A 25,491-nucleotide genomic window follows, 5' to 3' on the forward strand; every position below is an offset into this window, starting at 1 on the left:
CGATGACATTCGGTGGACGCTCGGGCCGATCGAGGAAGTAATCCCCGACTTCAGTGTGCGGAGAGTCTCGTCCTTGGGACCTGGAGATTCGTACATCTACCTCACCGTGGGTGCGTTCAGCGTTGCCGACCCGATGCGCGAGTTCTTCATCATGTCCCCCGTGGAGTCTCCGCGGCATGTTGAGACGCTCGCCATGGTGGCCCATTTCCACAGCTTCCCCCAGCACCACCTGGGCCACGGATCTGTGATGGACATCGGGCGCCCTTGGATCGAGGGCTCAGAGCACCAGCACCTCCTCGTTTCATGGCCGTACGCCCTGGATCCGAGAGCCGCTACCTATGCATCCGGAAAGGAGGAGGTCACCTATCTCTGGCTGGTCCCTATCTCCGCAGATGAGGCGGATTTCGCCCGACGCAAAGGAACTGAGGCGTTGGAGGATCGTCTGGAAGGATCTGGTGTCAACCTGGTCGATCCAGCACGCGTGTCCACCGTGTAGGCGGGCGCCCTCATAACGCCGACGCGTAGCTCACGCAGGTGAAACAGCAGCACAAGTGTCCTGCCGAGGTTCAACCTCGGCAGGACACTTGCATTGCGGTACGTTCGGCGCTGAAAAAGTCTCACCGCACCACCCCGTAACGCAGATGCGTGACATCAGGGGCGTCGACCACCTGCGCGATCTCCAGGTGCACGGACGGGTCCACGCCGTCCAGGAGGCGGATGCCGGCGCCCAGCAGGACGGGGGCCACGTGGAGCTGGAGTTCGTCCACCAGGCCCGCGTTCAGGGCCTCGCGGACCGTGTGGGCGCCGCCGCAGATCTGGACGTCCTTGTCGCCGGCCGAGCGGCTCGCCTGGGCCACAGCCGCCTCGACGCCCACCGTCACGTACGTGAAGACCGTCCCCCCGGCCCGGACCCACGGCTCCCGCGCGGTGGTCGTCAGGACGTACACCGGGGCCCGGAACGGCGGCGGGTCCGGCCAGGCCGCCTCGCCCTCGTCGAACATGCGGCGGCCCATGACGTACGCGCCCGTGCGGTCGAACGTCTCCGCCATCAGCAGCGCGGACCGGCTCTCCTCGCCGCCCTCCATGGCGTGCCGCTCCCGCCACGGCCGGATGCGGTACATCCACTCGTGGAGGCGGCTGCCGCCGTCGCCCAGCGGGTTCCCTGGGCGGGCGTGGGGGCCGGCGACGTAGCCGTCCAGGGACATGGCCAGGTTCGCGAAGACCTTGCTCATGTTCCCCATGCTGGCGCCGCCGGGTGCAGCGCGCACCCGGGTGCACCCCGGGACGCGGCAAGGCGCGGTCAGCCGCCGCCGGGGGCCGGCCCGTCACCCGCCCTGTCGCGGGCGACGGCCTCCGTGAGCCGCCGGGCGTTGGCGGGGGAACGCAGGAGGTGGACAGTCTCCTGCCAGGACGCGTAGTCCGCGGCGGACATCAGCACCGCATCGCCGCTCTCGGAGCTGATGCGCACCGGCACGTGGTCGTCGTTGACCCGCTTGATCAGCCCGAGCAGGTCCCGCCGGGCGTCCGAGGCGCTCATCGCCATGGGTGCGCTCCCTTCAGTGGCACGGGCAGGGCCACCCGTGCCCGCACCCCGGGCGGCCCGCAGACGGGCCGGGGCGGGTGATACGGGTCCGGGGTGGCGGTCGTCGACCGCCACCCCGGGACGCCGTGCAACGGCGAGAGCTGCGCTGACCTGCGCTTACAGCACCGGCAGGTTCTTCCGCAGCTCGAAGGCGGTGACCTCCGACCTGTACTCCTCCCACTCCTGCTTCTTGTTGCGGAGGAAGAAGTCGAAGACGTGCTCGCCCAGCGTCTCCGCGACGAGTTCGCTGCGCTCCATCAGGGAGATCGCCTCGCCGAGGTTCTGCGGCAGCGGCTCGATGCCCATGGCGCGGCGTTCCGCGTCGGAGAGGGCCCACACATCGTCGTCGGCGCCGGGGCCGAGCTCGTAGTCCTCATCGATGCCCTTGAGGCCGGCGGCCAGCAGGAGGGCGTACGCGAGGTAGGGGTTGCAGCCGGAGTCCAGGGAACGGACCTCGATGCGGGAGGAGCCGGTCTTGCCGGGCTTGTACATGGGGACGCGGATCAGCGCGGAGCGGTTGTTGTGGCCCCAGCAGATGTAGGAGGGGGCCTCGCCGCCGGCGCCCGCGCTGCGGGTGGAGCCGCCCCAGATGCGCTTGTACGAGTTGACCCACTGGTTGGTGACCGCGGAGATCTCCGCGGCGTGGCGCAGCAGGCCCGCGATGAAGGAACGGCCGACCTTGGAGAGCTGGTACTCGGCGCCCGACTCGTAGAAGGCGTTCCGGTCGCCCTCGAAGAGGGAGAGGTGGGTGTGCATGCCGGAGCCGGGGTGCTGGGAGAACGGCTTCGGCATGAAGGTCGCCTGGACGCCCTGCTCCAGCGCGACCTGCTTCATGACCAGGCGGAAGGTCATGATGTTGTCGGCGGTGGACAGGGCGTCGGCGTAGCGCAGGTCGATCTCCTGCTGGCCGGGGGCGCCCTCGTGGTGGGAGAACTCCACCGAGATGCCCATGTTCTCCAGCATGGTGATGGCCTGGCGGCGGAAGTCCATGCCGACGTTCTGCGGGGTGTGGTCGAAGTAGCCGGAGCTGTCGGCGGGCACCGGCGGGGTGCCGTCGACCGGCTTGTCCTTCAGCAGGAAGAACTCGATCTCCGGGTGGGTGTAGCAGGTGAAGCCGAGGTCGGAGGTCTTGGTGAGGGTGCGCTTGAGGACGTAGCGGGGGTCCGCGAAGGAGGGCGAGCCGTCCGGCATGAGGATGTCGCAGAACATGCGGGCGGTGCCCGGGGCCTCGGCGCGCCACGGCAGGATCTGGAACGTCGCCGGGTCGGGCTTGGCGATCATGTCGGACTCGTACACGCGGGCGAAGCCTTCGATCGCGGAGCCGTCGAAGCCGATGCCCTCGTCGAACGCCTGCTCCAGTTCGGCGGGGGCCACGGCCACCGACTTGAGGAAGCCGAGCACGTCGGTGAACCACAGGCGCACGAAGCGGATGTCGCGCTCCTCCAGGGTCCGGAGCACGAATTCCTGCTGCTTGTCCATATCCACACCCATCCTCGCTGATCAAGGCCAGCATGCCACCACACGGTTTCGTGCGCGTTGCGGATCCATACTGCATGCCGGGGTGTGGCGCACGTAACGCGGGGAAGGCGCGCGGACGCCGGTTCGCGCAGACTGGGGCCATGGACCGTGCCGGGCTGGAGTTCGCCGGGACGCGGCCGCGGCTGTGGGTGCGGCTGCTGCCGTGGGCGCTGCTCCTCGCCGCGGTCGTCGCGCAGCTCGCGACCCCGGAGACGGTGCAGCTGGGCTTCGCGTTCGCCGTCGTCGCGCCGCTGACGTCGCTGGTCTACGGGGTGCTGGGGACGTCCCTGATCGCGGTGGCCGTGGCGACGGTGCTGGCCGTGCCCGGGGTGCGCGCGGAGCACCTGTCGGACGGCGACCTGGTGGCGTTCGGGCTGATCGGCGGGGTGAGCGCGTTCCTGGCGTGGGCGCGGGCGCGGCGCGACGCCCAGCTGGTGTCGGTGCGGACGGTGGCGGAGGCGGCGCAGCTCGCGGTGCTGCCGCCGCTGCCGGAGCGGGTGGGGCGGGTGCGGTGCGGGGCGCTGTACCGGGCGGCGGAGCGGGGCGCGCTGGTGGGCGGGGACCTGTACGACGTGCAGAGCGGGCCGTACGGGGTGCGGGCGGTGGTGGCGGACGTGCAGGGCCACGGGCTGTCGGCGGTCGCGACGGTGGCGTCGCTGCTGGGGACGTTCCGGGAGGCGGTGCTGGACGAGCGGGAGCTGGCGGGGGTGGCGGCGCGGCTGGACCGGCGGCTGGTGGTGGACGCGGAGCGGGCCGAGGAGGCGGCGGAGCTGTTCGCGACGGCCGTGCTGCTGGAGTTCCCGGAGACCGGCGGGGACGAGCCGTGCGTACGGGTGGTGAGCTGCGGGCATCCGCCGCCGGTGGTGGTGGACGGGCACGGCGGCCGTGAGGTCGCCCTGGAGCCGGGGCCGCCGCTGGGCCTGGGGCTCGCGGCGTTCCGGGCGCCGGAGCCCGTCACCGTGCCGCTCGGGCCGTCCGAGGTGCTGCTCGCGCACACCGACGGGGTGACGGAGGCCCGGGACGGCAGCGGGGCGTTCTACCCGCTGACCTCCCGCGTCCCGTCGGAGCGGGATCCGATGGCGCTGGTGCAGGCCGTGTGGCGGGACGTGTCCTCGTACGCGGGCGAGGTGGTCGACGATGTGGCGCTGCTGGCGCTGAGCGTCTCCCCGGGCGAGTGACCCCCGATCCCTGGCCGACGGCGCGGCGCTGCCGGCGCTCAGCGCCGCCCGGGGCGAAAGGCGCCCGCACGCCGGCCGGCGATGCGGCGGTGCCGGCACCGAGCGCCCCGTAGCGAACGACCCATGCGCCCGGCCGACGGTGCGGCGCTGGCGGCGGTGAGCGTCTCGCAGGACAAGTGGCCCATGCACGCGGCCACCGGTGCGGCGCTGGCGGCGGTGAGCGTCTCCCGAGGGGAATGACCCGCACACGACGGAGGACGGTGCGGCGCTGCCGGCGCCGAGTGCCTCCCGGCGCGGGTGACCCCTGCACTACGATCAGCGCCCATGGAGGGCCTGCGGCTCGTACGCCTCGCGCGCCCCGCGCGTGCCTCGCGTCCCATGGCCCTGCTGGGTGCCGTGGCGACGCTCCTCGCCGCGCTCTTCCTCTGCCTCGGCCCGTCGGGCCACGCCGCGGACGCCGACGGCCACCGCGGCGCGGTGTCCGCCCGCGCCGGGGGCGCGGTCTCGCTGTCCCTCCCGGCCTCCGGGGCGGTGCGGCCGTTCGAGGCGTACCGAGCGGTCCACGACGGGACCGGAGGGCGGTACGCGTGCCCCCTCGACGGGCGGCACTGCGGGCTGCTGCCGTCGCTGACGCCCGCGGTGCTGACCGCGCCGCCGCTGGACCCGCCGCTGCACGCCCACAGCGCCGCGGCGCCCGCGCGCGCCCCGGCCCCGGAGCCGCCGTCCGCCGCGTGGAGCGTTCCGCGCGCGCCGGACCTGCACGTCCTTCAGGTGTTGCGGACCTAGGCCGACGCCCGCGGCCCCTCGTCCGGGCCGCCCGCTCGCCCCGGGTCCGCACCGCGCGGGCCCGTCCTCCGTACCTCGCCGTACCAGGTTCCTCGAAGTACCCGCACTCCGTGCCCGGCCGTACCGGCCGCCGCACAGGGTGCCCGTCGTACCCGTACCTCGTACCTCGTCGTACTTCCGCCGACCCACAGAAGGACCTCGGATCACCATGACTTCCCACACCTCCCAGTCCGCCGAGCGCCGCGCCCGAATAGAGCAGATGCGGCAGGCCGAGCGGGCCCGAGAGCGCCGGATCAGGATCATCACCATCTCCGTCAGCGTCGCCGTCGTCGCCGGTCTCGTCGGCTTCGGCGGCTATGTGCTGAGCCGCGAGCAGGACAAGAAGGAGCAGCAGGAGGCCCTCGCCGCGGCGCCCGTCGGCGAGGAGAAGACCTGGGACAAGCTCACCCAGAACCACGTGGACCCGAAGCCGGTCTCCTACCCGATGAACCCGCCGGTCGGCGGTGACCACCACCGGGCGTGGATGGACTGCAACGGCAACGTCTACGAGGAGGAGATCCCCAAGGAGAACGCCGTGCACTCCCTGGAGCACGGCGCGGTCTGGGTCACGTACAACGACAAGGCCCCCGCCGAGGACGTGAAGAAGCTGGCGGAGAAGGTCTCCAAGACGCCGTACTCGCTGATGAGCCCGGTCAAGGACCAGGCGGGCGCGATCATGCTGTCCGCCTGGGGCAAGCAGGTCACCGTCGACGGCGCCGACGACGAGCGCGTCAACCAGTTCTTCACGAAGTACGTGCAGGGCCCGCAGACCCCCGAGCCGGGTGCGGCGTGCACCGGCGGCCTGGCGGGGATGGACCAGTGAGCCGCTCACTGGTCCGCACGATCGGTCTGGCGGCCGGCGCCGTCCTGCTCGCGCTGGTCTTCGCCGGATGGGCCGCGTTCACGGCCCTGGGCCGGGAGGGCGGTGACGCCTCCGGCAGCGCCGCGGCGACACCCTCCGACACGTCGGCGGACGCCGGGTTCGCGCGGGACATGGCGGTGCACCACCAGCAGGCCGTCGAGATGTCGTTCGTCGTGCGGGACCGCACGCAGGACGAGGAGGTGCGCCGGCTCGCGTACGACATCGCGAACACGCAGGCCAACCAGCGCGGCATGATGCTGGGCTGGCTGGACCTGTGGGGGCTGCCGAAGACGGTGGCGGACCGCGAGCCGATGTCGTGGATGGAGCACGGAAAGGGCGGCGCTGCACACGGCGGCGGCCACGGCGGGAGCCACGGCGGTTCCGCGGAAGCCTCCACCGGCAGCGGTGACGACCAGCCGATCATGGCGGGTATGGCCACCCGGGCCGAGATGCAGCGGCTGGGCACGCTCAGCGGCAAGGAGGCGGAGGTGTTCTTCCTCCAGCTGATGATCGACCACCACGTGGGCGGGGTGCACATGGCGCAGGGCTGCGTCGACGCCTGCGCGGTGCCGGTGCAGAAGGCGCTCGCCCAGGGCATGGTCGACGTCCAGGAGTCCGAGATCGGCCTGATGACGGACATGCTCAGGGAGCGGGGCGCCGAGCCGCGCGGCTGAGCGCGTCCCGCCGTGCCGTCCCGGGCCCCGGACGGCGCGGCCGCCCCGGGGCCCGGGGCCGAGGCCGCCGCCCGTCACCACGGGTGGCGGCCTCGCACGTGCGGGGGCAGGTGTGGGCGGCGAGAATGGAGGAACTCGGGGACGACGACGTAAGGCGTTCTACGGAGGTAGGCACTTCATGACCACCGCCCGAGACATCATGCACCCCGGGGCCCACTGGATCCCCCGGCACGAGACCCTCGACCGGGCCGCGCAGCTGATGCGCGAACACAATGTCGGCGCGCTGCCCATCGCCGACGAGAACGAGCGCCTCTGCGGCATCGTCACCGACCGCGACATCGTGCTCAAGTGCGTGGCCACCGGCCACGACCCGTCACAGGTCACCTGCGGGGACGTCGCAGAGGGCACACCGCGGTGGATCGACGCGGGCGCCGACATCCGCGACGTGCTGCGCGAGATGCAGAGCCACCAGATCAAGCGCCTGCCGGTCATCGAGAACAAGCGTCTCGTCGGCATCATCAGCGAGGCCGACCTGGCCCGGAACCTGCCGGACGAGAAGGTCGGCGAGTTCGCGCAGGCGGTGTACGGCAGGTCCTGAGCGCCCCGCCCGTCATGCTGTCGTGAGGACCGCCTCGGCCACCGCGCCGGGGCGGTCCAGCATGATGAGGTGCCCCGCGTCCGGTACGGCGGTGAAGCGGCCGCCGAGGAGCTCCGCCAGGGCGCGCTGGCGTGACGTCCACCGGTCGGTGCCGTCCGGGGAGCCGGGCGCCGCGAGGACGGTGACGGGCAGGGCGGGCCGCAGCGGATGGCGGCCGCGCAGCGCCAGCAGTCCGGCGGCGACGGCCGTGTAGTGGGCGTTCTCCAGCAGGGCGCCCTCCAGGACCCTGCGGGTGGCGTAGCAGCGGCGGACCAGGGCCGCGGGCGCCGGATCGGGTGCGCGGCGCGCCCGGGACAGGCGCACCGCCGTGCGGCGGGCCGCGGGGCCGAGCGCGGCGGGTGCGCCCGCGGCGGCCAGCGCCGCGCCGAGCGCGCGGGCCAGGGCGGTGCGGGCGGCGGGTGCGGCGGGCGGGCGGGCGTGCTCCTCCACGGAGGCGTCGACGAGGACGAGCCCGGCGGTGCGGCCGGGGTGAAGGCGGGCGAACGCCTCCGCGTGGAAGCCCGCGATGGAGTGGCCGACCACGGTGACCGGGGCGCCGGTGAGGCGCAGGGCGTCGAGGACTCCGGCGATCCGGTGGGCCTCTCCGGCGGCGGTGGGGGCGGTGCGGGCGGCGGCGCTCAGGCCGTGGCCGGGCCGGTCGAAGCGGACGACGGTCCGGTGGGGGGTGAGGAGCGGCATGACCGGGTCCCAGTCGAACCAGCTCAGCGCGAGCCCGGCGCTGAGCACGCAGACGGGCCCGTCCCCTTCGACGGCGACGTGGTGCGGGACGCCGCCGACCCGCAGGAACCCGCGCCGGCCCGTCACGGCAGCCCCGCCCCGGCGGGTCGGCGGAGGCGGGCGCCTCGGGGGCCGGAGGGCCTCCTGGGGCTGGGGGAGGAGGTAGCGGGCGGCCCGGCGCGGCCCTCGGCGGGTGTCTCGGCGGGCTCGGCGGCCGCGGATACCGGCGGCCCGGCGGGTCCGCGGACCTGGGCGGGCGGGGGCGGCTCGACGGCCGCGGTGGCTTCCGCGGTTCCCGGCGCGCCCTTCGCCTCGACCGCCGTCGGCCTCCAGGCGGATCCGGGCGCGGGCCCCCGGCGGACACGGAAGCAGACGGCCCGGCGGGTTCGCGGGCCTGGGCGGGCGACGGCGGCCCGGCGGCCGTGGATACCGACGGCCCGGCGGAAGCCGGGGCTTCCGGCGTCCCCGGCGCGCCCGGCGCTCCGACCGCCCGGGGCACTTCGCGCTCCCCTGCCGCGCCCGGGGCCTCCGGTGCCGGCGGCTCCCCTGCCGCGCCCGGTGCCGGGGGCTCTGTCGGGCCCCGGGGGCCTCCTCGTCAGGGACCAGGCCAGGACCAGCAGCCACGCCGCGACCAGCAGCACCTGGAGGCGCTGTCCGGCGCCCAGGCCCCAGTGGCCGCGCTCCGCCTCGAACGCGGCGACCCCGGCCAGCGTCCACACCGTGGCCGCGGCCGCCGCCACGGCCAGCACGCTGCCCGTGCGGGCCACCGCGGGCCAGTGGCCGTAGCGGCGCGCGGCCAGCGTGAGGGCGGCGACGCCCGCGAGGGCCCCCGCCATCGCGAGGCTGGAGCTGACGGCGTGCGCGAGGTGGGTGAAGGGCACGTCCCCGGCGTCCTCGCGGGCGGCGCAGGCCGCGTCGGCGGTCGGCGTGCAGCTCAGCGGCAGGCGCGAGTCGGCGGCGGTGGCGGCGCCGAACAGCGCGAGCGCCACCCAGCCCGCGACCGTCAGCGGGCGCCGCTCCGACCCGGCGAGCGCCCCCAGCGCGGCGGTGAGCACGAGCACGCCGGACACGAGGTCGGTGGTGCGGAAGAGCCCGCCGAGGCGCTGGTCGGTGGCGGCGAGCTCACTGACGTACGACTGGACGGGGTCGAGTCCCGTGCCGAGGACGGTTTCGAGGAGCCACGCGCTGTACGTGACCGCACCCAGGGCGAGGAGGACGGCGAGGGGCCACCGCACGGGGCCCCTGCCGCGGGGCGGCGGTGTCATGGCCCCATGATCGGCGCGCGACCGGCCCTCCGCAAGGCGGGTACCCCACGGGGGTAGGCTGCCGCGTATGGAGGCCAGGGCGGGGAGACGGAGCGCGCGGGGAGCCGCGCGGTACGGGCGGCTGCTGCTGCTCGCCGCTCTGCTGCTCGGTTTCGTCACGATGCACACCTGGGGCCATCCTCCGGAGCATGCGGGTGCGGGTGCTCACTCGGCTGCGGCGTCCTCGCACGGTGCCCCGGCGCATGACGCACCGGCACAGCACGCCCCTGAAGACGCGCCCGCGACCGGGATGGATCCCACCACGGCGTGCCTCTTCCTGCTGGGCTCGGCCGGGGCCGGCCTCCTGGGCGGTCTCGCCCTGCGCCGGCTGCGGCGGCGGACGCGGCCGTACGGCGAGCGGTCGGGGCGGCCCGGTGGACGCGGGCCGGTGGCGCGGACCCGCCGGCGGCGGCCACCGCCGCTGCGGGTGGCCCTCGCGGAGCTCTCGGTGCTGCGGATCTAGGACGGCGGGCGCGCCGCCCGTGCGGCGCTCACGCACGTCCTCCTTCCCTCACACCGACACGAGGTGCACGACACATGCGTACGTTCCGCATGCCCCCATCCCGGCGCTCCCTGCTCGGCGCCGGGCTCGCCGCCGCCGGTTCGGCGGCGCTCACCGCCTGCACGGGGCCCGACCGGGGCCGCCCCGGACCCGGGTCCGCCGGGGCCGGGCAGGCCCCGGCGGCTTCGTCGCGCCGGACGGGCCGGAGGTCAGGGCCGCCGAGGCGGCGCGCGGCTCCGGCCCCGTCCGCACCGTCCGGCTCACCGCGACGGCCGCGACCCTGGACCTCGGCGCCGGACGGACCGTCAGGTCCTGGGCGTACGGCGACGAGCTGCCCGGCAAGGAGGTGCGGGTCGCCGCGGGCGACACCCTGGCCCTGACCCTCACCAACCACCTGCCGCAGGCCACGTCGCTGCACTGGCACGGGCTGGCCCTGCGCAACGACATGGACGGCGTGCCGGGCCTGACGCAGCGGGACGTCGCGCCCGGCGCGGAGTTCCCGTACCGCTTCACGGTGCCGCATCCGGGCACGTACTGGTTCCATCCGCACTCGGGCGCCCAGCTGGACCGGGGGCTGTACGCCCCGCTGGTCGTGGAGGACCCGAAGGAACCCCTGGCATACGACCGGGAGTGGGTGGTCGTCCTCGACGACTGGCTGGACGGTGTCGACGGGTCGACGCCCGACGCCGTGCTCGCCGAACTGCGCCGGGGCATGGGCGCGGGGCACGGGGGCCACGGCGGCGGGCACGGGCCCGGCCACGGCGGCGGGCACGGGGACGCGGGGGCGGGCGCACCGCCGCCGTCGCCGTCCGGTACATCCGAAACATCCGGAACATCTGGTCCGTCCGTTCCGTCCGGTCCGTCCAGGGTGGTGATGGGCGCGGCCAGCGACCTCCTGGGGGGCGACGCCGGGGATGTGGCGTACCCGTACTACCTCGTCAACGGCCACGTCCCGGAAACGCCTTCGGAGTTCCGCGCCAAGCCGGGCGACCGGATCCGGCTGCGGATCGTCAACGCGGGCGGCGACACCGCGTTCCGGGTCGCGCTCGGCGGCCACCGCATGACGGTGACGCACACGGACGGCTTCCCCGTACGGCACGTGGAGACGGGCGCGCTGCTGGTGGGCATGGGCGAGCGGTACGACGTGCTGGTGACCGCAGGCGACGGGGTGTTTCCGCTGGTCGCCGCCGCCGAGGGGAAGGGGGCGACCGCTCTCGCCGTGCTGCGCACGGGTGCCGGTGCGGTGCCCGCGGCGTCCGTGCGGCCGGCGGAGCTGACCCGCGGGCCGGTGCTGACCGCGGACCGGCTCTCGGCGGACCCGTCCGTGGCCCTGCCGTCGCGGGAGCCCGACCGGACGATCAGGATCCGGCTCACCGGAGGCATGGCGGCGTACGACTGGGCGTTCGACGGCAAGCCGTACAGCGCGGACCGGCGGCATCCGGTGGAGGAGGGTGAGCGGGTCCGGCTGGTCTTCACGAACACGACGGCGATGTGGCATCCGCTGCACCTGCACGGCCACACGTTCGCCCTGGCCGGCAAGGCGGGCGGGCCCCGCAAGGACACGGCCGTGATCCTGCCGAAGGCGTCGCTAGCGGTGGACTTCGACGCGGACAACCCGGGCCTGTGGATGCTGCACTGCCACAACGTCTACCACGCGGAGGCCGGGATGATGACGGTGCTCGGCTACCGGCGCCGGACGGCCCCCGAAGGCTCCTGAAGGGTGCGGGTCCTCCCGCGTTAGGGTGAGGTTTTCACTCGGGGGAGGGCCCGCATGAGCATGTCCGAGCCGGACGACGACCCGTTCCGGAAGGTTTGGGCGCCGCCGTCGCCGTCGCCGCTGACCACGGAGGCCGGGGGCCGGGAGCAGCCGGGGGCGCCGGCGCGGCCCGCCGGGCCCGGTGCGGCTGACCGGCAGGGGCCTGCGGAGGAACCGGGACAGTCGCGCGATCAGGGGCAGCGAACCGGGGCGCCGGGGCAGCCGGACCAGCCGGAGGCGCCGGGGCAGCCAGAGGCACCGGGCCAGCCAGAGATGCCGGACCAGCCGGAGGCGCAGGGCCAGCCGGGCTTCGTCGGTTTCGGTGCACCCGCCGGGCCGCCGTGGGCCGGGGCACCGGGCATGCCGGGCGCCCCCGGCCCGTACGGCATGCCGTTCCCGCCTCCGTACGCCGTCCCGCGCAACGGCTTCGGCACCGCCGGTCTCGTGCTGGGCATCGTGGGCCTGGTCTTCGGGGTGTTCCCCTTCGTCTTCGTGCTCGGCGGGGTGCTGGGGGTGCTGGCGCTGGTCTTCGGTCTGCTGGGGCGGGCGCGGGCCCGCCGCGGGGAGGCCACCAACCAGGGCATGGCGCTCGCGGGTGCGGTCCTCGGTGCCCTGGCGATCGCGGCCGCGATCACGTGGGGGGTGGTCATGGGGCTGCTGGTGTCGCACGTGCAGGAGGAGCTGGACGAGTTCGCCGAGCACGGCCCCTCGGCCTCCGCACCGGCGGTTCCGGGCGGCAGCGGGGACCGCGGCCCGGACGACGGGCTGGACGGCGGACCGGACGGCAGCAGCGCCGAGCCCGACACGAGCCACCCCGGCAGTGCGGAACCCCTCGCTTGGGGGCGGACCCACACGTACGCGGACGGCCTTGAGGTCACGGTCGGCAAGCCGGAGCGGTACACGCCGCCCGCGTACATGGCCGACTCCGTCCCCGAGGGCGCCGTCACCCTGCGCGTGAAGCTCGGCCTCGCCAACGGCGGCAAGGAGTCGGCGGACATCCGGCACGCGCTGCCCCTCCTCAAGGACGCCGACGGGAGCGAAGCGGAGCACGCCGGGAACTACAAGGACACCGGTCTGCGGATCATGGTCAAGGAGCGGCTGGCGCCCGGCGAGCGGGTCGACGGCACGTTCTCGTTCACGGTGCCGGCCGAGGCCGCGGGAACCCTGGAGGTGTCGCTCACCCCGTCCGTCTCGGTGTACGGGGAGACCCTCTGGAGGGGTCCCGGCGTGTGAGCACCGGCACGGCCCCTGCCCCCTGCCTGCCGGCCGTGCGGAACGGGGCCCGGAGGCGGCACGCCGCACGGTCCCAGGCGTGCCGGTCCCGGCCGCGCGGTGCCCCGAGTGCGGTGGGGCGGGGAGCGGGGCGGCCCCTACCCTCCCGCAGGGACATCGCGTCGGACTGACGATTACACTGGGCGGCGTGCCTCAACTTCGCCTCGCCCTGAATCAGATCGACTCCACCGTCGGCGACCTCGCCGGCAACGCGGAGTCGGTCGTCCACTGGACCCGGCACGCCGCCGAGCAGGGAGCGCACCTCGTCGCGTTCCCCGAGATGGTGCTGACCGGCTACCCCGTCGAGGACCTGGCCCTGCGGCCGTCGTTCGTGGAGGCGTCGCGGGCCGCGCTCCGCACGCTCGCCGAGCGGCTGGCCTCCGAGGACCTCGGCGAGGTGCCGGTGGTCGTCGGCTACCTCGACCGCGCCGAGAAGGCCCAGCCGCGGTACGGCCAGCCGGCCGGCGCCCCGCAGAACGCCGCGGCGGTGCTGCACCGCGGGCAGGTGGTGCTCACCTTCGCCAAGCACCACCTGCCGAACTACGGGGTCTTCGACGAGTTCCGCTACTTCGTGCCCGGCGACACCCTGCCGGTCGTCCGGGTCCGCGGCGTCGACGTGGCGCTGGCGATCTGCGAGGACCTCTGGCAGGACGGCGGCCGGGTGCCCGCGGCGCGCAGCGCCGGCGCGGGGCTGCTGCTGTCGGTCAACGCCTCCCCGTACGAGCGGAACAAGGACGACACCCGGCTGGAGCTGGTCCGCAAGCGCGCCCAGGAGGCCGGCTGCACCACCGCCTACCTGGCCATGATCGGCGGGCAGGACGAGCTGGTCTTCGACGGCGACACGATCGTCGTGGACGGGAACGGCGAGGTGATCGCGCGGGCGCCGCAGTTCGCGGAGGGCAGCGTCGTCCTGGACCTCGACCTGCCGGCGGCGGCCGCCGAGCCGGTCGAGGGCGTCGTGGACGACGGGATGCGCGTCGAGCGCGTCGTCCTGTCGGAGGAGCCGCTGCCCCCGTACGAGCCGGAGCTGACCGGCGGCTACGCGGACCGGCTCGACGACGACGAGGAGATCTACACCGCGCTGGTGGTGGGCCTGCGGGCGTACGTCGCGAAGAACGGCTTCCGCTCGGTCCTGGTCGGCCTGTCCGGCGGTATCGACTCGGCGCTGGTCGCCGCGATCGCGTGCGACGCCCTGGGCGCCCAGCACGTGTACGGGGTGTCGATGCCGTCGAAGTACTCGTCCGAGCACTCCAAGGCGGACGCGGCGGAGCTGGCCCGCAGGACGGGGCTGCACCTGCGCACCGTGCCGATCGAGCCGATGTTCGACGCGTACATGGGGTCGCTGGGGCTGACGGGGCTGGCGGAGGAGAACCTGCAGTCCCGGCTGCGCGGCACGCTGCTGATGGCGCTGTCCAACCAGGAGGGCCACATCGTGCTCGCGCCGGGCAACAAGTCCGAGCTCGCGGTGGGCTACTCGACGCTGTACGGCGACTCGGTGGGCGCGTACGGCCCGATCAAGGACGTGTACAAGTCGCAGGTCTTCCGGCTGGCCAAGTGGCGCAACCGGGCTGCGGAGGAGCGCGGGCAGACCCCGCCGATCCCGGAGAACTCCATCGTGAAGCCGCCGAGCGCGGAGCTGCGCCCGGGACAGGTCGACACGGACTCCCTGCCGGACTACGACGTGCTCGACCGGATCCTGGAGCTGTACGTCGACCAGGACCAGGGCCTGGAGGCCATCGTGGCGGCGGGCTTCGACGCGGAACTGGTGGCGCGGACGCTGCGGATGGTGGACGCGGCCGAGTACAAGCGGCGCCAGTACCCGCCGGGCACCAAGATCTCCGCGAAGGGCTTCGGCAAGGACCGGCGCCTGCCGATCACGAACCGCTGGCGCGAGACCGGCTGACGCCCGGACGAGGGGGCTTCCCGGATGGGGAGCCCGGATGAGGGGGCTTCCCGGATCGGTGGCCCCGGATGAGGGGGCTTCCCGGATCGGTGGCCCCCTCACGCCGTCCGCGGCCGCGGAGCGCCCACCGGTGCGGAGGCGTCCGGGAGCTGCCGCCGCCCTCGCGGCGGCAGCGGTCCGCCGCCCCGGCCCTCCGGCGCGGTGCAGGGCCGGGCCCTCCCCGCCCCCGCCGCGCCGGGCCGGGCCGGGCCGCCGCAACGGGTCGCCTCGCCTGGCCGCCGAGCAGGGCCGCCGCGCCGCTGCCGCGCCGAGCGGGCACGCCGCCGCTGCCGTCAGAGCGTGACCCTCGCCGCGATCGGCAGGTGGTCGCTCGGGGTGCGGGGCAGGGACCAGGAGGCGACCGGTTCCACGCCCTTGACGAGGATCTGGTCGATACGGGCCATGGGGAAGGCGGCCGGCCAGCTGAAGCCCATGCCGTCGCCCGCCGCCCCCTGCGTGGAGCGCATCTGCGAGGTGACGGCCCGCAGGGCGCGGTCGTTCATCGTGCCGTTGAGGTCGCCGAGCAGGATCACCCGCCGGTTGGGCTCCCGCGCGATGGCCTCGCCGAGCTCGTCGGCGCTGGCGTCCCGCTGGCTGGCGGTGAACCCGGCCTTCAACTTGACCCGCACCGACGGCAGGTGCGCCACGTACACGGCGACGTCGCCCCGCGGGGAGGCCACCGTGGCGCGCATGGCCCGGGTCCAGCCCATGCGGATGTCGACCGGGCGGCTGTCAGCCACGGGGTGCTTGCTCCACACGCCGACGGTGCCCTGCACCGAGTGGTACGGGTACGCGTCGGCCAGCGCCCGCTCGTACACGGGCACCATCGACGCCTTGAGCTCCACCAGGGCCACCACGTCGGCGCCGGACCCGGCGACCGTGTCGGCGGTGCCCTGGGGGTCCGGGTTGTCGGCGTTGACGTTGTGGGACACGACCGTCAGGTCGCCGCCGTCGCCGGCCTTGTCCGTCACCAGCCCGCCGAAGGCGTTGGCCCACACCAGCGCCGGGACGAGCGCCGCGACCACCGCGGTGGCGGAGCGGCGCAGCACGGCCAGCACGAGCAGGACGGGCACGAGGAGCCCGAACCACGGCAGGAACGTCTCCGTGAGGCTGCCCAGGTTGCCGACCGCGTTGGGGATGTGCGCGTGCAGCGCCATGAGGAGGGCGAGCAGCACCGAGCAGACGGCGAGGACGACACCGCGGCGCCAGAGGCCCGGGTCGCCGCGCAGGCGGTCGGCCAGCGACCGCGACCGGGTCTGCGGGCGCCGCGGCTCCGCCGCCCCGTCCCGGTCCTGGTCATGTCGTCCGCCCCACGCCATCCTGCCGCCCTCACGTGCTGTGCTGCCTGTCCCGTCCCGGTCACGACAGTAGGCGATCACGGAACGGCCGTACGGCCACGAGGACGAGCCGGGGCGGGGACGAGTTCCTGAGGGTGCGGCCGGAGCGCGGGTTGTGACAGAACCCGCACACTTCTGGCCAGGGGTTTTCCTGCTCTTCACGCGTGCCGTGCACCGCGCGGGCGGTACGGCGGCGGGTGTCAGGGCGTCCGCACCGCCCGGGGGCGGTCCTCCCCGCCGACGCGGGGCGGACGGTCCCGGCCGCCGCCGGGGCGTGCGGGGCGGCCCGGCAGGAACAGGGCGACGACCGCCGCCCCGGCCGCCGCGACGGCCGCCGAGCACAGCGCCGTCACGTGCATGCCGTGCAGGAAAGCGGCGTGGGCGGGCGCCACCAGGGCCTCCCCCGCCGCGCCCAGCCGGTCCGCCGCGGCGAGCGTCGCCTCGACGGACTCCCCCGCCGCCGCGCGGTCCCCCGGCGGCAGCATGCCGAGGTGCCCCTCGATGCGGCTCCGGTAGGCGGCGGACAGCACCGAGCCGAGCACGGCCACCCCGAGGGCGCCGCCGACCTGCCGGAACGTGTTGTTGACCGCGGAGCCGGAGCCGGCCTTCTCCCGGGGGAGCGACTGCATCACGGTGACCGTCACCGGCGGCATGACGTGGGCCATGCCGGTGCCCTGCGCGAACAGCACCAGTTCGACCGCCCAGATCGGCGTCGCGTCGTCGAAGGCGGTGAACGCGGCCATGCAGGCCGCCACCAGCAGCAGCCCGGCGGCGCACACCGCCCGGGCCCCGAACCGCCGCACCACCAGCCGCGACCGCGGTGCGAACACCAGTTGCGTCACCGCCAGCGGCAGCAGCAGCAGTCCCGTCTCCAGCGGGGTGAAGCCGCGCACGCTCTGCAGGTAGAACGCGGTGAAGAAGGTCACGCCCATCAGCGCGAAGAAGACCAGCGCGATGCCGCAGACGGCGGCGGAGAACGCCGGGACGCGGAACCACCCCATGTCGAGGGCCGGGTGCGCGGTGCGCCGCTCGTGCAGCACGAAACCGGTCAGCACCAGCAGTCCTCCCGCGACGGGCAGCACCACGCCCCAGTCCGTGAAGTCGGCCTGCTCGCCGCCGCGGATGATGCCGTACACCAGCAGCACGAGGCCGACGACGGACAGCGCGACCCCGCCCGGGTCGAGGCGGCCGGGCGCCGGGTCGCGGGACTCCGGGACCACCAGCGCGGTGGCCGCCAGGGACACCGCCACCACCGGCACGTTCACCAGGAAGATGGAGCCCCACCAGAAGTGTTCGAGCAGCAGCCCGCCGGTGACCGGGCCGACCGCGATGGCCACACCGACCGCGCCCACCCAGATGCCGATGGCCCGCGGCTGCTCGTCCCGTTCGAAGACGTTCATCAGGACGGCGAGCGTGGCCGGCATCACGAAGGCCGCGCCGAGACCCATGACCGCGCGCCACACGACCAGTTCGACCGGCGAGTCCGACAGTGCGGCCAGCGCCGAGGCGACACCGAAGAGTGCGGTGCCGCAGAGCAGGACCCGGCGGCGGCCCAGCCGGTCGCCGAGCAGCCCGGCGGTGAACAGCAGCCCGGCGAAGACCAGGGCGTACGCGTTGATCGCCCACTCCAGCTGCCCCTGGCTGGCGCCGAGGCCCGCGGGCGGGGGGAGCGCGATGGTCTTCACGGCCACGTTCAGGATGGAGTTGTCCAGCACCACGATCAGCAGGCTGAGCATGAGCACACCGAGCACCGCCCAGCGCCTGCGGTGCACGTCCGGGGGGACGGCGGGGCGGGGCCCGGACGCGGGCGCGGGCGCGGGCTCGGGGGCGGCGGGGCGCCGGTGGACGGGGGCATGCCTCGACCGTAGGGAGGCCGCGGTGCGGCGTCGTCCCGCGCTACTCCATTCGCCCCACACGCCGTCCCGCCGGCCTCCCGCCCGCCTCCCGCCGGTGTCCCGGTGCCGGCCGGCCCGGATCCGGGGCGGCGCCGCGGAGGCTCGTCCACCAGTTCGCCGGGCGACTTCCGCCGCGCGGCACGTAGTGCCACCATGGATGTGGTCTGGGGACGCCGTCAGGGCGCCTCAAGATGACGAAGGAGCCGTTCCAATGACGCTTCAGCCTGCCCGCGAGCAGACCGGCGACAGCAGCGGGGCCAAGCACCCCAAGGCGCTGTACGGCGGCAAGGGCACGCGCCGCATCACCGTCCACGACATCGCCTCCGCCAAGGAGCGGGGCGAGAAGTGGCCCATGCTCACCGCGTACGACGCGATGACGGCGTCCGTCTTCGACGAGGCCGGGATCCCGGTGCTGCTCGTCGGCGACTCCATGGGCAACTGCCACCTCGGCTACGACACCACCGTGCCGGTCACGCTCGACGAGGTCGCCATCCTGTCCGCCGCCGTCGTGCGGGGCACCCGGCGCGCCATGGTCGTCGGCGACCTGCCGTTCGGCTCGTACCAGGAGGGCCCCGTGCAGGCCCTGCGGTCGGCGACCCGGCTGGTGAAGGAGGCCGGGGTGGGCGCGGTCAAGCTGGAGGGCGGCGAGCGCTCGCTGCCCCAGACGCGGATGCTGGTCGACGCCGGCATCCCGGTGATGTCCCACCTCGGCCTGACGCCGCAGTCCGTGAACACCATGGGCTACCGGGTGCAGGGCCGCGGCGACGAGGACGCCCACCGGCTGCTGCGGGACGCCAAGGCGGCGCAGGACGCCGGCGCGTTCGCGGTGGTGCTGGAGCTCGTGCCGGCCGAGCTGGCCGCCGAGGTGACGCGGTCGCTGCACATCCCGACCATCGGCATCGGCGCGGGCGGGGGCACCGACGCGCAGGTCCTGGTGTGGACCGACATGGCCGGCATGACCGGCGGCAGGGTGCCGCGCTTCACCAAGCAGTACGCGGACCTCCGCAGGACCCTCGGCGACGCCGCGCAGGCGTTCGCGGAGGACGTCGCGGGCGGGGCCTTCCCCGCGGAGGAGCACACCTTCCACTGACCTCCGCCCCCGCGCCCACCGACCACTGCGGCACGGACGACAGCCCGCCGATCTTCCCCCGTCGGCGGGCTGTCGGGCGTCCGCGGCCGGGTGCCCTGTACGGTCGACCGGGTCCGCGGACCGCGGACCCGGCACCCGAGGACGAGGAGCCCGCCCATGACATCCGCCGCCTTCCGCCGCGACCGCGAGGGCCACGGGCGCGTCAGCCCGGTCTTCCTCGGCATCGCGGCGGTGACCGCGGTCACCGGCGGGGCGGTGTGGACGGGGTTCGCGGCCCTTCCCGGGCTGGCGGTGTTCCTCTTCGTGACGTCGGCGTGGATCGTCTCGCTGTGCCTGCACGAGTACGCGCACGCCAGGACGGCCCTGCACGGCGGGGACCTGACGGTGGGGGCGAAGGGCTATCTGACGCTGAACCCGCTCACGTACACGCACCCCCTGCTGAGCATCGTGCTGCCGGTGGTGTTCGTGATCATGGGGGGTATCGGCCTGCCGGGCGGCGCGGTCTTCATCGAGCGGGACCGGATCCGCGGCCGCTGGAAGCACAGCGCGGTCTCGGCGGCGGGACCCGCGGTGAACGTGGTGCTGGCGGTGGTGTGCACGGCGCCGTTCTGGCTGGGGGGTGCGGACGCGATGCCGGCCGGGTTCCGCTTCGCGCTGGCGTTCCTCGCGCTGCTCCAGGTGGGGGCGGCGCTGCTGAACCTGCTGCCGGTGCCGGGCCTGGACGGGTACGGCGTCGTGGAGCCGTGGCTGTCGGACCGGGTGCGGCGCCAGGTGGAGCCGTTCGCGCCGTTCGGTCTGATCGCCGTGTTCGTCCTGCTCTTCGAGCCGAGCGTGAACCAGGCGTTCTTCGGGCTGGTCGACGGTGTCCTGGAGGGTTTGGGCGTCGCCGGGACCGACACGTACTGCGGCTGGGGCGCCTACCGGTTCTGGGAGGACGCCGACGCGCTCTGCGCGGCAGCGGCGGCTGCGCCCGCCCGGTGACCGGTCAGCCCGCGGTCTGCCGGTCCCGGCGCCAGTAGTACCAGCACATGTTGGACGACACACCGGCCAGCAGGACCCAGACGACGCCGAGCCACATGCCCTGGACGAAGGAGACCACGGCCGCGGAGGTGGCGAGCACGCAGACGACGAGGCTGTAGAGCGCGAGGCGGGACATGGGGGTCGGCTCCTGTCCGGGGTGGGCTGGCGGTGGTGCCCGTCCAGTGTCCCCCATGGCCGCCGGTGCCCCGCGTCAGGGCACGGCCCCGCGCGACGCACCGCCCGGCCCCGCGCCGCTCCGCGCCCGGGGCGGGGCGGCGGCCGGGCGGTGCGGCGGTCGGGCGGGGCAGCGGCGGGGCGGCGGCCGGGCGGGGACGAGCCGGAGCAGGGCGGGCTCGGGCCCTTACCGGCGGTCGGGGTCGACGTCGGTGAGGCGCAGCCCCGCGTGGGCCTTGTACCGGCGGTTCACGGAGATCAGGTTCGCGACGAGCGCCTCGACCTGGTGGGCGCCGCGCAGCCGTCCCGCGAAGACGCCGCGCATGCCCGGGATGCGCGCGGTGAGGGCCTGCACGATGTCGGTGTCGGCGCGCTTCTCGCCGAGGACCATCACATCCGTGTCGATCTCCTCGACGGACGTGTCCTGGAGCAGCACCGCGGAGAGGTGGTGGAACGCCGCCGTCACCCGGGACTCCGGCAGCAGCGCGGCGGCCTGCTGGGCGGCGCTGCCCTCCTCCGGCTTCAGGGCGTAGGCGCCCTGCTTGTCGAAGCCGAGCGGGTTCACGCAGTCCACGACGAGCTTGCCGCGCAGTTCGGTGCGGAGCGCCTCCAGGGTCCTGGCGTGCCCCTCCCAGGGCACGGCGACGATGACGACGTCGCTGCGGCGGGCGCATTCGGCGTTGTCGGCGCCCTCGATGCCGAGGCCCAGCTCGGCGGCGGCCGCGCGGGCGCGCTCCGCCGCGCGGGAGCCGATGACCACCTTCTGCCCGGCGCGGGCGAACCGGTAGGCGAGGCCGCGGCCCTGGTCGCCGGTGCCGCCGAGCACGCCGACGACGAGGCCGGACACGTCGGGCAGCTCCCAGGGGCCGGGGGTCTTCTTGGTCTCCGTGTCTGTCATGGAGGTGACACTACGTGCCACGGCCCCGTACGGGTGACGCGGCGCGGAACGCGCGTGCGGCGGGCGGCGGCCCGGCAGGATGCGGCGCCATGGACGCCGTACGAGTAGCGCTGCTGCGCGAGGTCCTCGCCGGGACCGCCTGGCCCGCCGCCGCCCGCCGCTTCGCCGGGGCGCTGCGCTCGTCCGTGGTGCCGCAGGGCGGTGGGCTGCTGCTGGTGGGCACGGAGCGGTACGAGCCGTGGCACCTGGCGGCGCACCTGGCGGACGAGGCGATGTGGTCGGGGCAGCCGGAGCTGGCGCCGACGCTGGTGCGCCACCGGGTGCGCCCGGAGGAGCCCGCGCACCTGTCGGTGGGGCTCGGGCGGCTGGAGGCGGCGGGTCGGGGGTCGACGCTGCTGGTGGTGGCGCCGGACCGGCCGGACGGGGGGTTGCTGGAGCGGGTGCACGACGCCCGGCGCGCGGGGGCGGCGGTGCTGTCGCTGGACGGCGGGGACCCGGAGGTGCGCGGCCTCGCCCACGAGGCGCTGTCGGTGGACGCCGAGCGGGACGAGGGCGTCGACCTGGACCTCGTGCAGCATCTGGTGAGCGCGGCGGCCGGGGAGAACAGCCTGCCCGCGCCGCGCGGCCGGCGCCGTCTCCGCGACCGGCTGGCCCGGCTGGCCGACCACATGACGGCGCCGCCCCGGCCCGCTGGTAGCGCGGGCTGCTGCCGGGAGGCGGGCTGGGGACGCAACGTCCCGTGTGCGCGCGCCGCCGCGGCCGTGCGCGGGCGGGGCGGTGCCGTGCGGGGGCCGTGCGGTGCGGGGCGGTCCGGCGGGCCGAAAACCTGTTGCCGGGTGCCGGTGCGTTGCGGAGCATGGCGCCTCGTGATCCAGAAGCTCTCCGCACTGCTGCCCGACCTTTCGCCGTGGCGGTCTTCCCGGGATTTCCGGCTGCTGTGGGTGCAGGGGCTCGTCGCGTACTTCGGCAGCTTCACGGCCATGGTCGCCCTGCCGCTCCAGATCAAGGAGCTGACGGGCTCGCCGCTCGCCGTGGGCGCCATGGGAGCGGTCGAGCTGGTGCCGCTGGTGGTGTGCGGGCTGTACGGCGGGGCGCTGGCCGACGCGGTGGACCGGCGCCGGGTGATCCTCGGCACGGAGGTGTGCCTGGGCCTGCTGGCGGCGGTCCTGCTGGTGAACGCGCTGCTGCCGGAGCCGCTGCTGTGGCCGCTGTACCTCGTCGCCGCGGGGGTGTCCGCGTGCGCGGGGCTCCAGCGTCCGGCGCTGGACGCCCTCATCGCGCGGATCGTGCCGCACGACCAGCTCACCGCCGCGGCCGCGCTGAACGCGCTGCGCTGGCAGCTCGGCGCGATCGCCGGGCCCGCGGTGGCGGGGCTGGTCGTGGCGTACGCCGGTCACGCGACCGCGTACGCGACGACGGCCTGCTGCTTCGCGTTCTCCGTGCTGCTGTGCCTGCGGCTGTCGCCCGCGCCGCCCGCGCACGGCGCTGAGAAGCCGTCGCTGCGGGGCATCGTGGAGGGCGCGCGGTACGCGTGGTCGCGGCCGGTGCTGCTGGGCACGTACGCCGTCGACCTCGCCGCGATGCTGCTCGCCTTCCCGCACACGCTGTTCCCGTTCCTCGCGGACGACCTGGGCGCCCCGTGGGCGCTCGGGCTGATGTACGCGGCGGGGTCCGCGGGGGCGGTGCTGGTGAGTCTGACCAGCGGCTGGACGGGCCGGGTGCGGCGGCACGGGCTGTTGGTGGTGTGCGGCGCGGCCGGGTGGGGCCTGGCGGTCGCGGCCGCCGGGCTGCTGGAGAACGTGTGGCTGGTGCTGCTGTGCCTGGCGGCGGCGGGGGCGGGCGACATGCTGAGCGGTCTCGGCAGGTCCACGATCTGGAACCAGACGATCCCGGACGAGCTGCGGGGGCGGCTGGCGGGCATCGAGGTGCTGTCGTACAGCGTGGGCCCGCAGCTCGGCCAGGTGCGGGCGGGCGCCATGGCGGGCTGGACGGGGACGCGGAGCGCGATCTGGGTGGGCGGCGCGGCCTGCGTGGGGGCGGTGGCGCTGCTGGCGGCGGCGCTGCCGAAGCTGGTCTCGTACGACGCCTCCACCGACGAGGACGCGCGGCGCCGCCGGGAGCTGTCCCGGTAGCGCGGCCCGCGGCGGCGTGGCCCGCTCGCGCGGCGCCCGCGGCTGCCCTGCGGGCCGGTTCGGCGCGGCCCGTACGGCAGGGCTGCCGGGCGGGCGGGGGCTGCCGGGCCGCGGGGCCCGTACGGTGCGCGGGGCGGGACGGCCTGACGGGCCCGCGGGGCGGGGGCGGCCTATTCGCCGGGGCGGTCGGGGGCGCCGCCGTCCGGGTCCCGGTCGTGCCAGCGGGGGTCGGTCTCCCAGTCGAGGTTGCGGGCCTGCGCGGTCTCCATCGCATGGGAGGCCTCGGCGGCTGTCGCGTACGGGCCGAAGCGGTTGCGCGCGGGGCACTCGGGGCCTTCCTCGACCTTCTTGTGCTGCAGGCAGTAGTACCACTCGCCCGGCTTTCCCGCCGTGCGCTTCTTGAACAGGGCCATGTCCGGCTCCTTTCTCTGTCGCCATGGTGCCCCGCGCACCCTGGTTAGACTCGCTGGCATGTCTGGCCAGTCACTGCTCGTCCCAGGGGTCCTGTCCCCCACCCGTCCCGTCCCCGGCTCCATCCCCCGCCCCGAGTACGTCGGGAAGCCCGCCCCGAAGCCGTACGACGGCCCCGAGGTGCAGGACGCCGACACCGTCGAGCGCATGCGCATCGCGGGGCGCATCGCCGCGCAGGCCATGGAGGAGGCCGCCAAGCACATCGCTCCCGGCGTCACGACGGACGAGCTGGACCGGATCGCGCACACGTACATGTGCGACCACGGGGCCTATCCGTCGACCCTCGGGTACCGGGGCTTCCCCAAGTCGCTGTGCGCCTCGGTCAACGAGGTGATCTGCCACGGCATCCCCGACTCGACCGTCCTGCGTGACGGCGACATCGTGAACCTGGACGTCACCGCCTACATCCACGGCGTCCACGGCGACAACAACGCCACCTATCTCTGCGGGGACGTCGACGAGGAGTCGCGGCTGCTGGTCGAGCGGACCCGGGAGGCGCTGAACCGGGCCGTCAAGGCGGTCCGGCCGGGGCGGCAGATCAACGTCATCGGGCGGGTCATCGAGTCGTACGCGAAGCGGTTCGGGTACGGGGTGGTGCGGGACTTCACGGGCCACGGCATCAACTCGTCGTTCCACTCGGGGCTGATCATCCCCCACTACGACTCGCCGCACCACACCACCGTCATGCAGCCCGGCATGACCTTCACCATCGAGCCGATGCTGACGCTGGGCACCCACGAGTACGACATGTGGGACGACGGCTGGACGGTGGTGACGAAGGACCGCAAGCGGACCGCGCAGTTCGAGCACACCCTCGTGGTGACGGACACCGGGGCCGACATCCTCACGTTGCCCTGACGCCTCCGCGGGGTACCGTTTTACCGACAGGCCGTCGGAAAGAGGTTGACTTAGGTAAGCCTAAGTTGCAGGATCGGCGTTGTCACGCCCTGCCCCGAGCTCTTCCCGCACCCATCGGTCCCCTCGGCCCCCGGAGGCCCGCCTTGACCGCACGCGCCAGCGCCGCAACCGCCGCCACGCCCTTCTCGACGCTCATCCGCACCGCGTCGCACGAAGCGCACATGGAGGCCGAGACGTCGACGTTCATGGGCGACCTGCTCGGCGGCCGCCTGGGTGTGGACGCCTTCGCCCGGTACACGGAACAGCTCTGGTTCGTGTACCGGGCCCTGGAGGGCGCCGCCGCCCGGCGGCTGGCGGACGACCCGGTCGCCGGGCCGTTCCTGCGGCCCGAACTGCTGCGGACCGCCGCGCTGGAGCGGGACCTCGCCCACCTGCGCGGTCCGGACTGGCGCGCCGGGGCGGCGCCGCTGCCCGCCACCGCCGCGTACGCCGAGCGCGTCGAGGAGTGCGCCCGCACCTGGCCCGGCGGGTACGTCGCCCACCACTACACCCGCTACCTGGGCGACCTGTCGGGCGGTCAGATCATCCGCGACAAGGCGGAGCGCACCTGGGGCTTTCCGCGCAAGGGCGACGGGGTGCGGTTCTACGTGTTCGAGGGCATCCCGAACCCGGCCGCGTTCAAGCGCACCTACCGCGAGCTGCTCGACGGGGTGCGCGCCGACGACCTGGAGCGGCAGCGGATCGTCGACGAGTGCAAGCGGGCCTTCGCCCTCAACACCGCCGTCTTCCACGAGCTGGGACGGGAGTTCCCGCTCAGCGCGTGACG

The 25,491-nt window shown here is 74.7% G+C and carries 24 protein-coding genes and 1 pseudogene; 15 read left to right on the forward strand and 10 right to left on the reverse strand.

The features are described from left to right. The first annotated feature begins 106 nt into the window (after positions 1-106). The gene (locus tag L6E17_RS10260) at positions 107-496 is read left to right on the forward strand and encodes a suppressor of fused domain protein (RefSeq protein ID WP_236240480.1); all 390 of its coding nucleotides are present in this window, start codon (positions 107-109) and stop codon (positions 494-496) included. Between the two features lie 121 nt (positions 497-617). On the opposite strand, the gene L6E17_RS10265 is transcribed toward L6E17_RS10260, so the two are convergent. The 3 genes from L6E17_RS10265 to glnA all read right to left on the reverse strand — a co-directional run bounded on the left by L6E17_RS10265 (position 618) and on the right by glnA (position 3,061). Further along, positions 618-1,232: a dihydrofolate reductase family protein gene (locus tag L6E17_RS10265; RefSeq protein WP_236240481.1), complete on the reverse strand. Its 615-nt coding sequence runs from the start codon at positions 1,230-1,232 to the stop codon at positions 618-620. Positions 1,233-1,300: 68 nt separating this feature from the next. Further along, entirely contained in the window at positions 1,301-1,543 is a 243-nt protein-coding gene (locus L6E17_RS10270) for a type II toxin-antitoxin system Phd/YefM family antitoxin (RefSeq protein ID WP_236240482.1), read from the reverse strand. 156 nt (positions 1,544-1,699) lie between these two features. Beyond that, positions 1,700-3,061 carry a type I glutamate--ammonia ligase gene (gene glnA, locus L6E17_RS10275; RefSeq protein WP_236240483.1) on the reverse strand — a complete coding sequence of 454 codons (1,362 nt, stop codon included), beginning with the start codon at positions 3,059-3,061 and terminating at the stop codon, positions 1,700-1,702. A 140-nt stretch (positions 3,062-3,201) separates the two neighbouring features. Here glnA and L6E17_RS10280 point away from each other — a divergent pair, with 140 nt between their 5' ends. The 5 genes from L6E17_RS10280 to L6E17_RS10300 all read left to right on the forward strand — a co-directional run bounded on the left by L6E17_RS10280 (position 3,202) and on the right by L6E17_RS10300 (position 7,237). Beyond that, positions 3,202-4,278, forward strand: coding sequence for a PP2C family protein-serine/threonine phosphatase (locus L6E17_RS10280; protein ID WP_236240484.1), 1,077 nt, complete (start codon positions 3,202-3,204; stop codon positions 4,276-4,278). 324 nt (positions 4,279-4,602) lie between these two features. Next, positions 4,603-5,064: a hypothetical protein gene (locus tag L6E17_RS10285; protein ID WP_236240485.1), complete on the forward strand. Its 462-nt coding sequence runs from the start codon at positions 4,603-4,605 to the stop codon at positions 5,062-5,064. 208 nt (positions 5,065-5,272) lie between these two features. Then, positions 5,273-5,926: a DUF3105 domain-containing protein gene (locus L6E17_RS10290; protein WP_236240486.1), complete on the forward strand. Its 654-nt coding sequence runs from the start codon at positions 5,273-5,275 to the stop codon at positions 5,924-5,926. Beyond that, positions 5,923-6,639 (forward strand): DUF305 domain-containing protein, encoded by a 717-nt coding sequence (locus L6E17_RS10295; RefSeq protein ID WP_236240487.1) that lies wholly within the window; start codon positions 5,923-5,925, stop codon positions 6,637-6,639. The genes L6E17_RS10290 and L6E17_RS10295 overlap by 4 nt, the downstream gene beginning before the upstream one ends. A gap of 178 nt (positions 6,640-6,817) precedes the next feature. Beyond that, complete coding sequence (locus L6E17_RS10300) at positions 6,818-7,237, forward strand: CBS domain-containing protein (RefSeq protein WP_236240488.1); 420 nt, start codon at positions 6,818-6,820, stop codon at positions 7,235-7,237. Positions 7,238-7,249: 12 nt separating this feature from the next. On the opposite strand, the gene L6E17_RS10305 is transcribed toward L6E17_RS10300, so the two are convergent. Together L6E17_RS10305 and L6E17_RS30915 are read right to left on the reverse strand one after the other, a co-directional pair. Continuing rightward, positions 7,250-8,101, reverse strand: a complete 852-nt coding sequence (locus L6E17_RS10305) for an alpha/beta fold hydrolase (RefSeq protein WP_236240489.1) — start codon at positions 8,099-8,101, stop codon at positions 7,250-7,252. Continuing rightward, entirely contained in the window at positions 8,098-9,279 is a 1,182-nt protein-coding gene (locus L6E17_RS30915) for a DUF998 domain-containing protein (RefSeq protein ID WP_308315862.1), read from the reverse strand. The genes L6E17_RS10305 and L6E17_RS30915 overlap by 4 nt, the downstream gene beginning before the upstream one ends. Before the next feature lie 67 nt (positions 9,280-9,346). Between L6E17_RS30915 and L6E17_RS10315 the strand changes: the two genes are divergently transcribed. The 4 genes and pseudogenes from L6E17_RS10315 to L6E17_RS10330 all read left to right on the forward strand — a co-directional run bounded on the left by L6E17_RS10315 (position 9,347) and on the right by L6E17_RS10330 (position 14,751). Continuing rightward, the gene (locus L6E17_RS10315; protein WP_236240490.1) at positions 9,347-9,781 is read left to right on the forward strand and encodes a DUF6153 family protein; all 435 of its coding nucleotides are present in this window, start codon (positions 9,347-9,349) and stop codon (positions 9,779-9,781) included. A gap of 74 nt (positions 9,782-9,855) precedes the next feature. Further along, positions 9,856-11,537 (forward strand): annotated as a pseudogene (locus L6E17_RS10320) (multicopper oxidase family protein). 312 nt (positions 11,538-11,849) lie between these two features. Next, entirely contained in the window at positions 11,850-12,809 is a 960-nt protein-coding gene (locus tag L6E17_RS10325) for a DUF4190 domain-containing protein (protein WP_236240491.1), read from the forward strand. 187 nt (positions 12,810-12,996) lie between these two features. Beyond that, positions 12,997-14,751, forward strand: a complete 1,755-nt coding sequence (locus L6E17_RS10330; RefSeq protein ID WP_236240492.1) for an NAD+ synthase — start codon at positions 12,997-12,999, stop codon at positions 14,749-14,751. 332 nt (positions 14,752-15,083) lie between these two features. Here L6E17_RS10330 and L6E17_RS10335 read toward each other — a convergent pair whose 3' ends face one another. Together L6E17_RS10335 and L6E17_RS10340 are read right to left on the reverse strand one after the other, a co-directional pair. Then, positions 15,084-16,109, reverse strand: coding sequence for an endonuclease/exonuclease/phosphatase family protein (locus L6E17_RS10335; protein WP_236240869.1), 1,026 nt, complete (start codon positions 16,107-16,109; stop codon positions 15,084-15,086). 218 nt (positions 16,110-16,327) lie between these two features. Beyond that, a complete protein-coding gene (locus L6E17_RS10340; RefSeq protein WP_236240870.1) occupies positions 16,328-17,863 on the reverse strand; it encodes an MFS transporter in 1,536 nt (511 codons plus the stop codon). A gap of 370 nt (positions 17,864-18,233) precedes the next feature. Here L6E17_RS10340 and panB point away from each other — a divergent pair, with 370 nt between their 5' ends. Both panB and L6E17_RS10350 read left to right on the forward strand, forming a co-directional pair. After that, a complete protein-coding gene (panB, locus tag L6E17_RS10345; RefSeq protein ID WP_236240493.1) occupies positions 18,234-19,112 on the forward strand; it encodes a 3-methyl-2-oxobutanoate hydroxymethyltransferase in 879 nt (292 codons plus the stop codon). Between the two features lie 156 nt (positions 19,113-19,268). Beyond that, entirely contained in the window at positions 19,269-20,093 is an 825-nt protein-coding gene (locus L6E17_RS10350) for a site-2 protease family protein (RefSeq protein ID WP_236240494.1), read from the forward strand. 4 nt (positions 20,094-20,097) lie between these two features. Here L6E17_RS10350 and L6E17_RS10355 read toward each other — a convergent pair whose 3' ends face one another. Together L6E17_RS10355 and npdG are read right to left on the reverse strand one after the other, a co-directional pair. Further along, complete coding sequence (locus L6E17_RS10355; RefSeq protein ID WP_236240495.1) at positions 20,098-20,325, reverse strand: hypothetical protein; 228 nt, start codon at positions 20,323-20,325, stop codon at positions 20,098-20,100. 168 nt (positions 20,326-20,493) lie between these two features. Continuing rightward, positions 20,494-21,204: an NADPH-dependent F420 reductase gene (npdG, locus tag L6E17_RS10360; RefSeq protein WP_236240496.1), complete on the reverse strand. Its 711-nt coding sequence runs from the start codon at positions 21,202-21,204 to the stop codon at positions 20,494-20,496. An 866-nt stretch (positions 21,205-22,070) separates the two neighbouring features. On the opposite strand from npdG, the gene L6E17_RS10365 reads away from it, so the two are divergent. Then, on the forward strand, positions 22,071-23,336 hold the full coding sequence (locus L6E17_RS10365) for an MFS transporter (RefSeq protein WP_236240871.1): 1,266 nt from the start codon (positions 22,071-22,073) through the stop codon (positions 23,334-23,336). A 170-nt stretch (positions 23,337-23,506) separates the two neighbouring features. On the opposite strand, the gene L6E17_RS10370 is transcribed toward L6E17_RS10365, so the two are convergent. Next, positions 23,507-23,749: a hypothetical protein gene (locus tag L6E17_RS10370; RefSeq protein ID WP_236240497.1), complete on the reverse strand. Its 243-nt coding sequence runs from the start codon at positions 23,747-23,749 to the stop codon at positions 23,507-23,509. Positions 23,750-23,807: 58 nt separating this feature from the next. Here L6E17_RS10370 and map point away from each other — a divergent pair, with 58 nt between their 5' ends. Continuing rightward, entirely contained in the window at positions 23,808-24,665 is an 858-nt protein-coding gene (map, locus tag L6E17_RS10375; protein ID WP_236240498.1) for a type I methionyl aminopeptidase, read from the forward strand. Between the two features lie 221 nt (positions 24,666-24,886). Next, on the forward strand, positions 24,887-25,489 hold the full coding sequence (locus L6E17_RS10380; protein WP_236240872.1) for a heme oxygenase (biliverdin-producing): 603 nt from the start codon (positions 24,887-24,889) through the stop codon (positions 25,487-25,489). The last annotated feature ends 2 nt before the right edge of the window (positions 25,490-25,491 follow it).

It is taken from the genome of Streptomyces sp. CC228A, from assembly GCF_021390935.1.
Classification (GTDB): Bacteria; Actinomycetota; Actinomycetes; order Streptomycetales; family Streptomycetaceae; genus Streptomyces.

Bases quoted from the DNA above. Each gene is read 5' to 3' on its own strand.
- L6E17_RS10265 (WP_236240481.1), bottom strand. From the start codon at position 1,232: ATGAGCAAGGTCTTCGCGAACCTGGCCATGTCCCTGGACGGCTACGTC.
- L6E17_RS10270 (WP_236240482.1), bottom strand. From the start codon at position 1,543: ATGGCGATGAGCGCCTCGGACGCCCGGCGGGACCTGCTCGGGCTGATC.
- glnA (WP_236240483.1), bottom strand. From the start codon at position 3,061: ATGGACAAGCAGCAGGAATTCGTGCTCCGGACCCTGGAGGAGCGCGAC.
- L6E17_RS10280 (WP_236240484.1), top strand. From the start codon at position 3,202: ATGGACCGTGCCGGGCTGGAGTTCGCCGGGACGCGGCCGCGGCTGTGG.
- L6E17_RS10285 (WP_236240485.1), top strand. From the start codon at position 4,603: ATGGAGGGCCTGCGGCTCGTACGCCTCGCGCGCCCCGCGCGTGCCTCG.
- L6E17_RS10290 (WP_236240486.1), top strand. From the start codon at position 5,273: ATGACTTCCCACACCTCCCAGTCCGCCGAGCGCCGCGCCCGAATAGAG.
- L6E17_RS10300 (WP_236240488.1), top strand. From the start codon at position 6,818: ATGACCACCGCCCGAGACATCATGCACCCCGGGGCCCACTGGATCCCC.
- L6E17_RS30915 (WP_308315862.1), bottom strand. From the start codon at position 9,279: ATGACACCGCCGCCCCGCGGCAGGGGCCCCGTGCGGTGGCCCCTCGCC.
- L6E17_RS10315 (WP_236240490.1), top strand. From the start codon at position 9,347: ATGGAGGCCAGGGCGGGGAGACGGAGCGCGCGGGGAGCCGCGCGGTAC.
- L6E17_RS10325 (WP_236240491.1), top strand. From the start codon at position 11,850: ATGCCGGACCAGCCGGAGGCGCAGGGCCAGCCGGGCTTCGTCGGTTTC.
- L6E17_RS10335 (WP_236240869.1), bottom strand. From the start codon at position 16,109: ATGGCGTGGGGCGGACGACATGACCAGGACCGGGACGGGGCGGCGGAG.
- L6E17_RS10340 (WP_236240870.1), bottom strand. From the start codon at position 17,863: ATGCTCAGCCTGCTGATCGTGGTGCTGGACAACTCCATCCTGAACGTG.
- panB (WP_236240493.1), top strand. From the start codon at position 18,234: ATGACGCTTCAGCCTGCCCGCGAGCAGACCGGCGACAGCAGCGGGGCC.
- L6E17_RS10350 (WP_236240494.1), top strand. From the start codon at position 19,269: ATGACATCCGCCGCCTTCCGCCGCGACCGCGAGGGCCACGGGCGCGTC.
- L6E17_RS10355 (WP_236240495.1), bottom strand. From the start codon at position 20,325: ATGGGGGACACTGGACGGGCACCACCGCCAGCCCACCCCGGACAGGAG.
- npdG (WP_236240496.1), bottom strand. From the start codon at position 21,204: ATGACAGACACGGAGACCAAGAAGACCCCCGGCCCCTGGGAGCTGCCC.
- L6E17_RS10370 (WP_236240497.1), bottom strand. From the start codon at position 23,749: ATGGCCCTGTTCAAGAAGCGCACGGCGGGAAAGCCGGGCGAGTGGTAC.
- map (WP_236240498.1), top strand. From the start codon at position 23,808: ATGTCTGGCCAGTCACTGCTCGTCCCAGGGGTCCTGTCCCCCACCCGT.
- L6E17_RS10380 (WP_236240872.1), top strand. From the start codon at position 24,887: ATGGAGGCCGAGACGTCGACGTTCATGGGCGACCTGCTCGGCGGCCGC.